Origin of the sequence: Halomonas sp. KHS3 (assembly GCF_000830495.1) — a bacterium.
GTDB lineage: Bacteria > Pseudomonadota > Gammaproteobacteria > Pseudomonadales > Halomonadaceae > Vreelandella > Vreelandella titanicae.
Genome location: NZ_JWHY01000004.1, coordinates 240,787 through 254,644 on the forward strand (window position 1 = coordinate 240,787; position 13,858 = coordinate 254,644).

The following is a 13,858-nucleotide window of genomic DNA, read 5'->3' on the forward strand; positions in this document are numbered from 1 at the left end:
AAATATTCAAGTAACACCTGATGTTTTTTTGGTGCCTAAGATTAATACGTAATGGGTGAAGGTGCTATCCAAAGCAGATGAAAGCATAGAGGAGAAATATCATGGAGAAGACTGCTACAAAACCTGTTATTGCGGGTCAGGAGTCCAGCGCATTGCCAACCAATCGGTCGCTGAATCCGCTTGAGGAGTTCGACCGCTTAATGGAGGGGTTCTTTGAACGTAGTTGGTTAAAACCTTTCTTTAGAGATGACTTAGTCAAGGAAAGGCTCGGATTTTTTGCTCAAAGCAACCCTAAAGTCGACATTATTGACCGAGAAAAGGAACTCGTCGTTCGTGCTGAGATGCCAGGTGTTGATCGCAAGGAGATAGATATCGAGATCACCGACCATGCTGTGATGTTAAAAGGTCGGCGCTCTGGTGAAACCGAGGAAAAGAAAGATGAATATTACCATTCAGAAATATGGCAAGGCACTTTTTCTCGTACGATTGCATTGCCTGTAGATGTAGAAACACAGCATGCGGAGGCCAAATTTAAGGATGGTATCTTGACAATCACCATGCCCAAATCCAAGCAGGCATTACGGCGAAATCTTGAGGTTAAGTAAGTCAAAAATAGTCTGGTTGACGGAAAGTTATAACTGCATAACACAAGGAGTATTCATAATGTCGAAATCAGATAGTCAACTTCAGCAAGATGTACTTGCGGAACTTGGTGATGAACCCTCTGTCCGAGCGTCGGATATTGGTGTAGAGGTAAAAGATGGCATTGTAACATTAGCCGGTCATGTGGATAGTTATGGTGAAAAATGGCATGCGGAAAAGGCAGCTCAGCGGGTGGCTGGGGTAAAGGGCGTCGCTGTGGAAATTGACGTACAACTGCCAGGGGAAAATCAGCGCACTGATGCCGATATAGCGCGTGCGGTAAAAAATACGCTTGAGTGGAATGTTTTTATTCCAAATGACCCATTAAAGGTAATGGTTGAGGATGGATGGGTCACCTTGTCAGGGGAAGTGCCCTGGGAATATCAGCGCCTCCTAGCTGCTAGCTCAATTCGATATTTAGCAGGTGTGACTGGTGTTAGTAACCAGATCGTTCTTAAACCTAAGCCAACGACTACGGCGGTTAAGGCTAATATTGAGAACGCACTTAAGCGAAGGGCGCTTCAGGATGCGAATGCCATAAAAGTAGAAGTTCATAATCATGAAGTAACGCTTAGTGGAAAGGTACATAACCTTGCGGAAAAAGACTTAATTCACCATGCTGTATGGAATTCACCAGGCGTCTGGAAAGTAACGGATCATATAAGAACTTAAGCATTAAATGTTATAGAGTTTTCAGGGTTGTCTAATCGCAGGCAGGGGTTCGATGACCCTTTGTTTTTTGGCTTGTTGGATCCTGTAACCAAAGGGAATCCTGCTATGTACCTAGTCCGCCCGTCCTGAGGTGCTACCAATGGGAGGCCGCCGAACATCTTTACGATGCATCTAATTTGTGGGCGATGCAAAACTATATTGATGGCCGCCGAGCCTGTGATCCATAGTGATGTCTCCTTACGGCTTTCTGCGACATCTCACGGCGACGAGACGGCTTCACCACTTTTTATGATGGCTTTCCTTGAAGATGTCCGCTTTCAATCGTTCCTTGGAGTACATCTTCTTGAGCCGCTGGCTTTCATCCTCTAGCACCTTCAGCCGTGCCACCATGGATGCACCCATACCACCGAATTTAGCTATCTACTTGTAGAAGGTCGCACTGCTCATGCCGAGCTCACGGCATAGTTTCGGAACCGGGGCACCGCCTTCCTTTTACTTAAGGATCGAAAGTATTTGGCTGTCTGAAAAACGTGATTTTTTCGTGCAGGTTATCCCTGCGTTTAGCTTACGGAAAATTCTACTTCTGAGTTCCCTGGTTTTTCGGAGGGGATTACCAAATAATATATATTAATGGGAATTGTTTTAGCCTTTTTTGCTTAATTTCTAATTGGTGAGACTAGTAAAATAGAATGAGAAAATATGCCTAAATTGTTAGGTTAACAGTTATAGCTATATAAACAGCTTGTTTATATACTTCTCTTCGAGATCGTTACTCTTTGGTTGCCTTTGTTTGGGTGATAAAGCGTATTCTTGTTGAAGTGGAAGTTGCCAAGATCTAATTTTTATATGGTAATAATAGTGACTTAACTATGCGGGTATTGACATCATGACTAAAATATTACGATTTTTTGATATCCTGTTTGCTGCCACGGGCCTACTCATTGGTCTGCCATTATTGCTTATATTAGCCTTAATCGGTTACTGGGACACGGGGTCTCCTCTATTTTTGCAAAAGCGTGTGGGATACCGTGGCCAGCCGTTTGTATTGATTAAATTTCGTACTATGAAGCCTGATACCGCTTGGGTTGCTTCGCATCTTGCGGATTCTTCTTCAATTACCAAATTCGGTCATTTCTTACGGCGTACCAAATTGGATGAGTTACCGCAGCTATGGAATGTATTGAAAGGGGATATGAGCCTTGTGGGGCCTCGTCCTTGCTTATACACGCAAGATGAGTTGATCAAAGAGCGTACCGAGCGTGGTGTATACAATGCTCGCCCAGGAATTACCGGGCTGGCGCAACTTAACGATATTGATATGTCTACGCCTCAATTACTGGCAGAAACGGATCAAAAAATGTTGGCGACAATGGCGATGCCGACGTATTTTCGCTACCTGTTCCTCACTGTGATGGGTAGAGGAAGCGGAGACCGGGTGAGACAATAAAGCATGCGCACTCCTGTGGCCTACAAGGTAAATACTGCATGCAGGCTTTAGCAATCACCGTGTTACCGCTATTGGCCCCCTTGGGCTATTGGCTAGGATTGGCGATCACTATTATATGGTCGTTTCTTGCTAGGCATGAGCGACAAAGGCGTAGCTTTTTTAGAAAACCAATGGGGCGTGGTGATGGCCTTCTTTTGGCGTTGCTACTAGGAGTCGGTATTGTCGAAGTAGTGGCTGGCGCTTGGCATTCTAGCTTGGAGCGGGCCTTGCCATTAGCTGGTGCAGCTTGGCTCGCGGCATTGGCGTTTATGTTAGTGCGCGCCGTTCCACCACGTCCTTCAGCATGGTGGGTGGGTTTAGCGCTAAGTGGATTGGGTGCAGGGGGTTGGGCGGCGTGGCAAAAATGGATAGTCGGTTTAACCCGTGCTACAGGCCACCCACCGTTACATTCAATCTTTTTCGGCAATCTTGCGCTATTGATGGCGCTGTTATGTTTGGCCGGATTGGGGTGGGCCTGGCAACAGCGATCAACACGTTTTTTTTGGGTAGCGCTTTTGCTGAGCGGCGCAATGGGGGGCGGACTAGCCTCGGCTCTTTCTGGCACCCGGGGCGGGTGGTTGGCACTGCCGCTAGTGATATGGGTATTTTATTACGGTTATGCGCGTCGCTGGCGAGCGCTGTGGCGATGGTTGGCACTGACTGCTGCAATAGCTGTGATGATAGGGGTGTATACGACGCCCCATAGCGGCGTAGAAAAAAGGGTGGATAAGGCGGTGGCCGAGGTGCATCGCTACATGGAAGGCGCTGACTATGGCTCCGTAGGGGCTCGCTTGGAAATGTATCGCGGCGCATTCTGGCTGATTTATGAACGTCCCCTCGTGGGCTACGGGCATCAGGGCTATCTACCCGCCATGCAAAGACTAGAGACTCAAGGCGTGCTAAGCCCCGAGTTAGGCAATTACTGGCATGCGCATAACGACCTTCTGGATGCCTGGGTACGAAAAGGGCTGCCAGGTCTTGTTATAGTCGTGAGCCTCTATCTCATTCCCCTGTGGCTTTTTTTCCCAGGTTTACGCGCTGAAAGCGCCACTCAGCGCTCCTATGCCGTGGCTGGTATATTGCTGCCAATCACTTTTATGGGCTTTGGCTTAAGCTATTCTTTTTTTGCTTATCCAGCAGGGGTAGCGGTGTATGCTAGCTGGCTGATTTTCCTTTGGGTTCTCGTTTCCGAGCAAGTTCTGCAAGATGGTTGCCATGTATACACTAATGAAAAGCCTGACGGCGATATTGCTGATGCCAATGTCTCTGATGGCCCTCACTTTTACTATCGGATGGTTGATTCGTAAGCTTGGGTGGTACCGCCTGGGTCACAGCATAATGACGTTAGCAATGCTCTTGCTATTGCTGGCGGCCTGGGCACCAGTGGCAGATAATTTGCTAGGGCCGTTGGAGTCTCAATATGTCGCTTGGGAGAAATGGCCTGAAGAGCAGAACATCGAAGCAGTGGTAGTCCTCGGGGGTGGTTGGCAGCCGGATCGCCCTTGGTCGATAACCGGCAGGCTCAGCGAAAGTTCGGGTTTGCGTCTGATGGAAGGCCTGCGGCTATGGCATGAGCGTCCAGACTTGCTACTGGTAGTGTCAGGGGGAGGGCAAGATCCAAAAATGACCATGGCTCATGGTTACGCCGAAGCTGCCGAAGCATTGGGGGTTCCGCCAGAGAGTATCGTGACGCTGGTGTCGCCCAACGATACTGCTGAAGAGGCCAAGTCAGTTCGGGCGCTGCTCGGTGAAGGTGCGCAAGTATTGATTGTGACATCAGCGTCGCATATGCCGCGCGCTATGCGTCATTTCGAGGCGGCAGGCCTAGCTCCAGTTGCTGCACCTACCCATTATTTGGCCGATCGAACGGAGGGATTAGCGCTAGCTTATTGGCTGCCCTCTGCCCGTGAGCTACGCAAGACTGAGAGGGCAATCTACGAAACCCTTGGGTTGCTTGCTATTCAGTGGGAGCATTGAAGGTGTCATTTGAAAACGTCTACCTCTGCTCACCCAGGAGATAAGTAAGACATGTTCGAGCGTATTTTAGTGGTGTGTACAGGTAATATTTGTCGTAGTCCTGTCGCTGAGGCATTTCTTAAACAGCGGCTACCCGAGCGTCATATCAGTTCTGCAGGCTTGGGCGCCTTGGAAGGCGAGCCTGTATCCCCGTTTGCACGTCAATTGGCCGAGGCCGATGGTTTGGATGTGACCAGCCACCAGGCACGGCAATTAACGGTGATAATGATACAGGAAGCCGATCTCATTCTGGTGATGTCTGAGGGCCAGCGCCGTGCCGTAGGACAACACGTACCCCAAGCCTTAGGTAAGACGCTATTGCTAGGTCGTTGGCTAGATAGTGGCAAAGGGCGCAATATCCCCGATCCTTACCGAAAATCCAGGGAAGTTTTCGAGCATATCCATATGTTGCTAAAGGACGCTGCCTTTACGTGGGCAGAGAGGCTCTAGAGGCATCGCCATCGCTTCTTTTTCTTTTTTACTGCTTGATCTGTCTGCGGTATGGCCAATGTGCATGTCAGTATTAGATCCATTTTTCGTTTTAAAATTTTTAGTTGACTAATCATTAAGTAATGATTTTTTTGCTGTTTTTTTGCTATTTTTTAATTATGTATTTCTTGTTTTTAAGATGTTGATCTTTGTATTTATGATGGGAATTATGTATTGTTTTTCTCATTTATTTTGAAGGAGTAAAATTGTTAAAAATGCCTGATTTAAATGCCAATAGAGTAGAAGATTGAGGTTTCTGTCTTTAGACTATGAAGGTGAATAAATTTAACAGAAACAAATGCTTGTATTTTTTTTATTGTAGTTTTAATAATTTTTTCTGGAGATATAATATAACCTATCATTTAAGTGACACGATTTTGTCATTCGATAAAGTTACCGTTCCACTATAAGTCGTAACTAAGCGATTTTGTTCATTGCAGAAACTATCGGAAAAGCCTTTTTAACTCTCTGGCGTGATGCTCCATCTTGGGTAGAGGCGTGACGTACCGAGAGTATGTCTTTGTGTTTAGGGCCATCACCGCTGGGTTTTACAAGAAAGGCGATTCTACCTAACCATCCATTAATTTGGCGGTCAAGCCTGATAAATAAGGAGGGATAGACAATGAATTACAAATCCTATGGTGATTTAAGTGAGGACATCGCTGCGTCCTTGTTCAAAGTTCACGGGAAGGATTACGACCTGGTGGTCGGTATTCCCCGTAGCGGCATCATCCCTGCCAGCATGGTTGCGTTGGGTTTGCATCTCGATATGATGGGGCTCCCAGACTTTATTGACAACCAACCGCTGAAAACTCGCTTGCGTAGAAAGGAAGAAAAGCCGCCGGGAGCCGCCTGGGACGCGAAAAAAGTTCTTTTCGTCGATGATAGCGTCATTACAGGGAAGACTGTGCAGGAAGCACGGAGTGCTATCCCCGAAAACTGTCCTTGTATAATAGATACCTTGGCGATCTATGCTGATCCCGACGGTAAGCAACATGTTGATTTTCATTTTTACACGCTAGAATCGCCTTGTGCTTTCCAGTGGAACCTTTTCACTCCTGCCATACTTTCCCAGTCATGTGTCGATATCGATGGTGTACTGTGCGTCGATCCTACCGACCTTCAGAACGATGATGGAGAGCAGTACATTGCGTTTTTGAATAACGCGGAGCTTCTTTTCCTACCTGCTGGCCGAATCGGCTGCTTGGTAACCAACCGTCTTGAGAAGTACCGTAGCCAGACAGAGCAGTGGCTGAAGCAACAGGGAATTGACTATGAGCGCTTGGTCATGCTGGATCTGCCTTCGAAAGAGGAGCGCCAACGCCAGGGGATTCACTCTACGCACAAGGGCCTGTTCTATAAGAACTCGGATTACACTTTCTTCATTGAGAGTGCTACCAGGCAGGCTGCAAGTATTGCAAAAATATCGGGGAAAGCCGTTTATTGCTGTGAAGATAATAGAGTCTATACAGCGTCTGATAAAATCTCCGCCAAAAAGGGATCGCATAGCTATACGAAACGCCTTCTCAGCGCCAGCAAAAGAAAGATTTTATCTAGCTTTCCAAGCCCCCTCAAGACGGCACTGAGGGAGCGGTGGAAACCCAAAAAGGCGTGAGCGGATTCAAAGACCAACTTATGGCCGCCCCTCCAAGGGTGGCTTTTTTCTATGTGACCACTGTCACTAAGAAACCCCTCAATTAAGGCGATATTACAATTGTTCCGCGATTGTAACTTGAAATTTCTTCTTTTGTAACTTTTTACAACTTATTAATTTTAAATATAAATTTTTTATTATCATTAAATGTTTAATACCGCTAGGCATGATCTCCTCTCCTCTCACCCATGACGCCAAACCTCATTTCTAAACGCCTAAATAGCGTTAGCTATCTCATCCTCAGCAATGAAGTAAATCAAAGTATGTTTTTTGTTTTTTTATGTAACATTATATTTGTCTGCCGTAATGGCATTCATGTCTTATGGCGGCTCGAAGGTTGCACTGCCAAGGCGAGTTTCCAAATAGGCTCTGGGAAATGCCATTTAAAATCCCCGGGCGGTAGCGTGGTAAGACACAAAGCAAAGGGAACAAAAAATGAATAATTTCAAAGCAATAGAAGGTGTAGAAACCAGAAAAAACCCATTGCGGCTGGTTCGCTATCTAATGTTCATCATGCTGCTGGGGATATTAAGTGGCTGTGCCATGGCCCCAGGCGGGCATATTGATGAAAGCGAGCTCGACCAATCGCTTGATGGCCGAGTGGACGTACAACCCATTACACCAGAGTTTGTAGATAGGTTGTATGTCCCAGAAGAGCCTACCACGCAAGCCACGTCTCAAGCATTGAATCAAGAAGTGCAAGACTACGAATATCGGGTAGGGCCTGGGGACATTTTAAGCGTGATCGTCTATGACCATCCAGAATTAACGATTCCTGCCGGCGCCGAGCGCTCCGCTGCGGAAACCGGGAACCGTATACGGCCCAATGGCACGATGTTCTATCCCTACGTAGGGCGTGTGAGAGTCGAGGGCATGACGCTTGACGAGGTGCGCGAGTTAATCGCACGGCGATTGTCCGCAGTAATCAATGAGCCGCAGGTAGAGGTAGGCATTGCGGCGTTTAACTCCCAAAAAGTGTACATCAGTGGTGCAGTGGAAAACCCCGGCACTCTGCCTCTGAGTATTGTGCCGATGACGGTACTTGATGCCATTAGTGAAGTAGGCGGGGCACGTGATAATGCGGATTGGCGTAATGTCACCCTAAGCCGCAATGGTGGTGAAGAGGTGATATCGCTTTACGCCATGATGCGTCAAGGGGATATGACACAAAACCGGTTACTGCGTGATGGCGATCTACTTCACGTGCCCACCATGGAAAATCAAAACGTGGTCGTTCTGGGACAGGTTAGCCGTCCAGGTGCCATTGCCCTGGGCAATGAACGCATCACGTTGACGGATGCATTGGGAAGGGCAGGTGGTGTGAATGAAAATCGCGCCCAGCCGTCGGGTATTTTCGTAGTAAGGGGAAACCCGCCGGGTAGCGAGAAAATTGCCACCGTCTATCAGTTGGATATTCAGGATGCCACTCGCTTATTGCTAGGAACACGTTTTCCTCTTGAGCCGCAGGATGTGGTGTACGTGACGTCAGCACCGCTGGCTCGCTGGAACTCTGTGATCTCCCTGCTGTTGCCATCAGTTAGTTTGCCAGGCGACTTTGCAACGTCTGCTATTGATGCCGGTGAGCTTTAATATATTTTCTGAGTGATGAGGCATCTCCATGACTAATTTCCCTTCACCAGCGCCGTCGCCAGCACCTCGAGAGAGCGATGAGCTTAATCTGCGTAAGTTGGTAGACACGCTGTCCGATCATCGCTGGTTTATTGTGTCGGTGACGGGATTTTTTCTGCTGGCGGGCTACTTTAATGCCAGCTCTCAGCCGAGAATTTATCAGGCCGATGCCTTAGTTCAGATAGAGACCCGAGGATCGAACTTGGCGTTTATGGAGTCATTGGGAGAGCCGCAACAAGGCAACCCTACCTCTGCTGAGCTCGAAATTCTGCAGTCACGTATGGTGTTGGGTGAAACCGCTGACCGTCTTGACCTTGCCATTCAGGTTGAGCCGCGTAGGTTGCCGGTGGTGGGGGACTTTCTGGTTCATCATGGAGTTAATCAGCAGTGGTTCGAGAGCCTCACGCCTGAATTCATTCGCCAGTGGTTAGCAGACTCTGTGGATGATGCTTGGAGTAACCCCTATGTGTGGGCTGGGGAATCACTGCGAGTCGCTCGTTTCGATGTTCCCGAGGAGAACGTGGGGGGGGAGCATGTGTTGCGGCTTCTCGACGGCGGTGAATTCGAGCTGCTGCTGGAAGAAGAAACGCTGCTTACTGGTAGCGTTGGGGAAACGGTACAGAATGATGAATTGGGGTATCGTCTTTTTGTCAGCCAGGCAGAGGCCCACCCCGGCGCAGAATTCACATTAGTAAGAACGTCTGCTCTTAGTGCAATAAGTGAGCTGAAGAATCGCTTTGAAATCATTCCGCGTGGGTTAGAGTCGGGCGTCTATGAACTGACGTTGAACGGGGCGGATCAAAACCAGATTCAGCCAACACTAGATACGCTGACCAGCGTTTTTTTGACTCAAAACGTGCAGCGTCATTCAGAAGAAGCAGAAAAACAGATCGCCTTTCTCAACGAGCAAATTCCTCAGGTTAGCAACCAATTGTCAGATGCCGAAGGCATGCTCAACGATTACCGAGCTCAGCGTGACTCTGTCGACCTGACGTTCGAGACACAGAACCTGCTTACTCGGGTAGTCGATGTGGAAAACCAGCTTGGTGAGTTGGCTATGCGGGAAGCGGATCTGGCTGAGAGGTACCGTCCTTCACACCCTAACTACCAAACGTTACTGAGACAACGCGGCCAGCTAGAAGCCGAGCGTGACCGACTTAACGCTCTGGTGAGTGAATTACCCGAAACCCAACAGGAAGTGCTGCGTCTTACTCGGGATACTCAGGTCAATCAGCAAGTGTATGTCCAGCTACTCAACCAGCTTCAAGAGATGCGTTTGGTGAAGGCTGGCACAGTAGGCAATGTGCGTATCTTGGATGCGGCCATGCTGTCCCCCGGTACCATTGCTCCACGTATCCCTTTAATAACCGCTGTTAGCGGCCTGTTTGGCGCCTTGTTGGCAATGTTATTAGTGATCGTTCGTATGTTGCTTAGTCGGTCTATCAAAACCCCCGAGCAGCTTGAAGAATTGGGTCTGCCTGTCTATGCCACCTTACCGAATTCCGGTGAACAGGCAGGGCTTACCGAGCGTATTCGTCCGCGTCGTGCCAAGAAAGCCCAAGAAGTTTTTCGTGGCTTGCTGGCCGTCAAGAAACCCGCTGAAATTGCCGTTGAGGCATTGCGTGGGCTTCGTACCAGCCTCTACTTCGCCATGCTCGAATCCGATAACAATCGGTTGATGATTACTGGTGCTAGTCCGGGGGTAGGTAAGAGCTTCATAGCCGCGAACTTAGCGGCGGTATGTGCCCAGGCTGGCCAAAAAGTGTTGTTAATCGATGCTGATATGCGCCGCGGCCATTTGCACCATGCCTTTCACGGTAAGGGAATAAAGGGACTTTCAGAGTTGTTGGCACGGCGTATCAGTGTGGAGGAGGCCATTCGCCATAGTGAGCTTGATGGACTTGATTATGTGGCAAGAGGAAGCGTACCGCCTAATCCATCAGAGCTTTTGATGCAGCAGAGTTTTCACGACTTTCTAGACACGATAAGCCAGCACTATGACCTGGTAATCGTGGATACGCCCCCGATTCTGGCGGTAACCGATGCCTCGGTAGTCGGCAAGTTGGTTGGTACCAGTCTAATGGTGGTGCGGTTCGACACGAACCCTCCTGGCGAAATCAAAGCCGCTAAGCGTCGTCTTGAGAGTGCTGGTGTGAGGCTCAAAGGTGGAATTCTAAATGGTGTTAAGAAGCCGACCAGCAGCCGTCACGGATACTATGGCAGCTACCTCTATGCTTACCGGTGAGCCAATATGCTTAATCAATTGCGCGAATTTTATTCTTTACTAACGCAACAACAGCGCCGCCGATTGTTAGGGCTTCAGGCACTGATCATTGTGATGGCGCTAGCTCAAATTGCCAGTGTCATCGCCATTGGGCCTTTTATGGCGGTGGTCGGCGATATGAGCAAACTCCAGGGCAATGGTTGGTTAGCCTGGGCTTATACTTATAGCGGAATGCAAAGCCACAAGTCCTTCTTGAGTCTATTGGGCGGTATGGTACTTGGAGTGTTGTTAATGGCAGCGCTAATTTCCATGTATACCACCTGGCGGCTGTCGCTCTACAGTGAGCAAGTGGGAGCGGAACTCTCTAGCCGCCTCTATCGTTATTATCTGTACCAACCTTGGTTATTTCATTCGAGCCAGAATACCAGTGTCCTGATCAGCAAGGTCTCCGTTGAAGTCCAGCGCGTTACGACAAAGGTGATCAATCCAGCGATGGAGCTCAACGCCAAGGCGGTCATGGTGACCTTGATGAGCTTGGCTATCTTTATCTATAACCCTGTTGTAGCAATATCCGGCTTAGTGATATTCCTCGCCACTTATCTACTGCTTTATCAGACGGTGCGGCGCTTTCTCAGCATTAATGGAAGGCGTATATCTGAGGCTCAATCGAAACGCTTCAAGCTGATGACTGAAGGGTTTGGAGGCATCAAAGATCTTCTTTTATTGCATCGTCAGGCGAGTTTTACCACGCGGTTTGAAAAGGCCAGCAACCGCATAGCGCGAGGCCAAGGTGTAACACAAGGACTGAGTGAGGCACCCCGTTATGCTATCGAGCTAGTGGCCTTTGGTTCGGTAATCCTGCTGGTTCTTTACCTGCTTAACCTCTACCAAGGCAATCTGGGCGCCATTTTGCCGGCGCTTTCAATTTATGCCCTAGCCGGTTTCAAGATGCTGCCTGGCTTTCAGAAAATCTATACCTCCATTACTAAAATACGCGGCAACCTGGCGGCTTATGATGCAATCCGTGAAGATTTGATCGCCAGCAGTGAGGAAACCATAAAACTGAAAACAGGCAGTGAATCTAAGCCTGCTGCTCAGTCAATGCCGTGGGTTCCTCAGCGAGAAATCAAAATTCATGAGGTCGCCTTCGACTACCCAGGAGCGCGAGCACGGGCGCTGAATGGCCTGACTCTGACAATTCCGGTCAACAAGATGGTCGGCTTAGTCGGTGCTTCTGGCAGTGGTAAAAGTACTGCTGTGGATCTATTGCTGGGTCTGATCGAGCCTCAGCAAGGGCAAATACTCATTGATGGTGTGGCTTTAACGCAGGAGAACTTGCGGAATTGGCATGCCAGTGTGGGGTTTGTGCCGCAACAGATATTTCTGTCCGATGCCACGATCCTCGAAAACGTCGCCTTTGCCATTGAACGCGAAAATATTGATGTTGAGAGAGTCAAAGAAGCCCTACACATGGCGCAACTCGATGAACTGATCATGCGATTTCCCGAAGGGCTCGAAACTAGAATCGGGGAGCGCGGAGTGCAGATATCAGGGGGACAGCGTCAGCGTTTGGGTATCGCCCGTGCTCTTTATCAGCAAGCCAGTGTATTAGTTTTTGATGAAGCCACCAGTGCTCTGGATGGGATCACCGAACGTCGTGTGATGGAAGATATCCAGCGCTTCGCAGGCCAAATGACGGTGGTGCTTATTGCCCACCGCCTGGCCACGGTCAAAGAGTGCGGCATAATTTATATGCTTGAGGACGGGCAAGTAAGTGATGCAGGTACTTATGATGACTTGGCCAGTCGCAATCATACCTTCCAGATGATGGCTAACCTCTAGCCACAGTAGAAAAAAGGTATCGCCATGAATCTGATCGGTGCGCTATTGCTGTTTGTGGGGCTTTCGCTAAGCAGCCTTTATTTGTTTCCCAGCGGTGGGCCACAGCTGGCTGATTTTGTGCTGATCGGTTTTGCCGGCGTGATGCTTTTGATGTCATTAGGAGACAAACACCTGAAAGTTTCACCCTTCGCTATGTGCTGGGGATTAATGGTGTTGTGGGTAGTAATGGTATGCCTTAGCTGGACGTTAGTGATGGAAACCACTGAATTTTTTAGACCAGCCCAGTTTTTCCTGTTCAATTTTTTAATCGGTATGGGGCTGCTGCGTTTCCTAAGCGTTTACGGTGAACGTGCCATAGGGCTTATTCGAAATAGCATCTCTATTGCGCTAGTGATCGCCGGTGGCCATGTGTTAGTGCAATTAGCCTTGGGGATCAACCGCACCACTGGCAGCTTTAATAATCCCAATCAGCTGGCCTACTTTTCGCTATGTGGCGTAGTGGTGTTGTTAATGCTCGATGATTTTCACCCTAAAATGAGGCCTTTGGCATTGGCCGGGCTAGCTAGCGGCGTGTTGGGGATCTTATCGGCGTCGTCGTTGGCCGCTATGGGAGGTGGGGCTATGGTGGGGATCGGCTGGGCCATAGCAAATGCTAAGCAGGTCAAGTACTTTGCGCGCCTGTTGCTGCTGGTGCCACTATTATTGGGAGGTGTTGTGCTCGCCAATATTAGTACTGAGGGGCAGGTGTTGCGCAACCTGGAAGCGCGTATGGATCGAGCACCAAGCAAAATTGATAGTGTGTATGAAGAACGCAAGTTTGACCGACTGACTAACTTTCCCGCCTACGCAATATTGGGGGCAGGAGAAGCCGAACGGCAGCGTTTTGCACCATATGATGGGGCCGAAATCCACTCCTCCTTTATTAACATGTTGTTTGCTTATGGCTTGCCAGGCCTAGTGCTTTTCCTATCGATAATAGCCACCGTATTGCGCCGAGCTCCCCTTTACATCTGGGCTGGAGTAGCAGGGCCATTGATTTATTCCACTACTCATAACGGGCTGCGCGCGACGTTATTCTGGGTACTACTAGTGATCTGTTGGCATCTCTATCGAGAAGGCTCGATAGCGGCTTCCCGTCAAAATCTCGTTTTTGATCGCCCACTTCAATAATGCGGCTGTCAGCGCTGTAACTTGGCAACCCGCA

General features: G+C 48.8%; 11 protein-coding genes and 1 pseudogene. 11 read left to right on the forward strand and 1 reads right to left on the reverse strand.

What is annotated here, in order from left to right; all coding sequences use genetic code 11:
- The first annotated feature begins 101 nt into the window (after positions 1 to 101).
- Positions 102 to 605, forward strand: coding sequence for an Hsp20/alpha crystallin family protein (locus tag RO22_RS11915; protein ID WP_041158419.1), 504 nt, complete (start codon positions 102 to 104; stop codon positions 603 to 605).
- A gap of 58 nt (positions 606 to 663) precedes the next feature.
- The gene (locus RO22_RS11920; RefSeq protein ID WP_027959254.1) at positions 664 to 1,314 is read left to right on the forward strand and encodes a BON domain-containing protein; all 651 of its coding nucleotides are present in this window, start codon (positions 664 to 666) and stop codon (positions 1,312 to 1,314) included.
- A gap of 235 nt (positions 1,315 to 1,549) precedes the next feature.
- On the opposite strand, the pseudogene RO22_RS11925 reads toward RO22_RS11920, so the two are convergent.
- Positions 1,550 to 1,866 (reverse strand): annotated as a pseudogene (locus tag RO22_RS11925) (transposase); the annotation flags it as partial.
- 334 nt (positions 1,867 to 2,200) lie between these two features.
- Between RO22_RS11925 and RO22_RS11930 the strand changes: the two are divergent.
- From RO22_RS11930 to RO22_RS11970, 9 genes are all read left to right on the forward strand, one after another.
- Positions 2,201 to 2,761, forward strand: a complete 561-nt coding sequence (locus RO22_RS11930; RefSeq protein ID WP_035537425.1) for a sugar transferase — start codon at positions 2,201 to 2,203, stop codon at positions 2,759 to 2,761.
- Positions 2,762 to 2,931: 170 nt separating this feature from the next.
- Positions 2,932 to 4,107, forward strand: a complete 1,176-nt coding sequence (locus tag RO22_RS11935) for an O-antigen ligase family protein (protein WP_051051897.1) — start codon at positions 2,932 to 2,934, stop codon at positions 4,105 to 4,107.
- Between the two features lie 43 nt (positions 4,108 to 4,150).
- Entirely contained in the window at positions 4,151 to 4,777 is a 627-nt protein-coding gene (locus tag RO22_RS11940; RefSeq protein WP_230805089.1) for an ElyC/SanA/YdcF family protein, read from the forward strand.
- A 51-nt stretch (positions 4,778 to 4,828) separates the two neighbouring features.
- Positions 4,829 to 5,266, forward strand: a complete 438-nt coding sequence (locus tag RO22_RS11945) for a low molecular weight protein-tyrosine-phosphatase (RefSeq protein WP_009286545.1) — start codon at positions 4,829 to 4,831, stop codon at positions 5,264 to 5,266.
- Positions 5,267 to 5,927: 661 nt separating this feature from the next.
- Positions 5,928 to 6,920, forward strand: a complete 993-nt coding sequence (locus RO22_RS11950; protein ID WP_009286546.1) for a phosphoribosyltransferase — start codon at positions 5,928 to 5,930, stop codon at positions 6,918 to 6,920.
- A gap of 474 nt (positions 6,921 to 7,394) precedes the next feature.
- Complete coding sequence (locus RO22_RS11955) at positions 7,395 to 8,549, forward strand: polysaccharide export protein (RefSeq protein WP_084625324.1); 1,155 nt, start codon at positions 7,395 to 7,397, stop codon at positions 8,547 to 8,549.
- Positions 8,550 to 8,577: 28 nt separating this feature from the next.
- The gene (locus RO22_RS11960; protein WP_022523695.1) at positions 8,578 to 10,833 is read left to right on the forward strand and encodes a polysaccharide biosynthesis tyrosine autokinase; all 2,256 of its coding nucleotides are present in this window, start codon (positions 8,578 to 8,580) and stop codon (positions 10,831 to 10,833) included.
- Positions 10,834 to 10,839: 6 nt separating this feature from the next.
- The gene (locus tag RO22_RS11965) at positions 10,840 to 12,654 is read left to right on the forward strand and encodes an ABC transporter ATP-binding protein (protein ID WP_041158420.1); all 1,815 of its coding nucleotides are present in this window, start codon (positions 10,840 to 10,842) and stop codon (positions 12,652 to 12,654) included.
- A 24-nt stretch (positions 12,655 to 12,678) separates the two neighbouring features.
- Positions 12,679 to 13,824 carry a hypothetical protein gene (locus tag RO22_RS11970; protein WP_022523694.1) on the forward strand — a complete coding sequence of 382 codons (1,146 nt, stop codon included), beginning with the start codon at positions 12,679 to 12,681 and terminating at the stop codon, positions 13,822 to 13,824.
- The last annotated feature ends 34 nt before the right edge of the window (positions 13,825 to 13,858 follow it).

What these genes read in the sequence shown, in the direction of transcription:
- RO22_RS11930 (WP_035537425.1), top strand. Translation starts at nt 2,201, where the DNA reads ATGACTAAAATATTACGATTTTTTGATATCCTGTTTGCTGCCACGGGC.
- RO22_RS11915 (WP_041158419.1), top strand. Translation starts at nt 102, where the DNA reads ATGGAGAAGACTGCTACAAAACCTGTTATTGCGGGTCAGGAGTCCAGC.
- RO22_RS11965 (WP_041158420.1), top strand. Translation starts at nt 10,840, where the DNA reads ATGCTTAATCAATTGCGCGAATTTTATTCTTTACTAACGCAACAACAG.
- RO22_RS11945 (WP_009286545.1), top strand. Translation starts at nt 4,829, where the DNA reads ATGTTCGAGCGTATTTTAGTGGTGTGTACAGGTAATATTTGTCGTAGT.
- RO22_RS11950 (WP_009286546.1), top strand. Translation starts at nt 5,928, where the DNA reads ATGAATTACAAATCCTATGGTGATTTAAGTGAGGACATCGCTGCGTCC.
- RO22_RS11960 (WP_022523695.1), top strand. Translation starts at nt 8,578, where the DNA reads ATGACTAATTTCCCTTCACCAGCGCCGTCGCCAGCACCTCGAGAGAGC.
- RO22_RS11920 (WP_027959254.1), top strand. Translation starts at nt 664, where the DNA reads ATGTCGAAATCAGATAGTCAACTTCAGCAAGATGTACTTGCGGAACTT.
- RO22_RS11970 (WP_022523694.1), top strand. Translation starts at nt 12,679, where the DNA reads ATGAATCTGATCGGTGCGCTATTGCTGTTTGTGGGGCTTTCGCTAAGC.
- RO22_RS11935 (WP_051051897.1), top strand. Translation starts at nt 2,932, where the DNA reads ATGGGGCGTGGTGATGGCCTTCTTTTGGCGTTGCTACTAGGAGTCGGT.
- RO22_RS11940 (WP_230805089.1), top strand. Translation starts at nt 4,151, where the DNA reads ATGCTCTTGCTATTGCTGGCGGCCTGGGCACCAGTGGCAGATAATTTG.
- RO22_RS11955 (WP_084625324.1), top strand. Translation starts at nt 7,395, where the DNA reads ATGAATAATTTCAAAGCAATAGAAGGTGTAGAAACCAGAAAAAACCCA.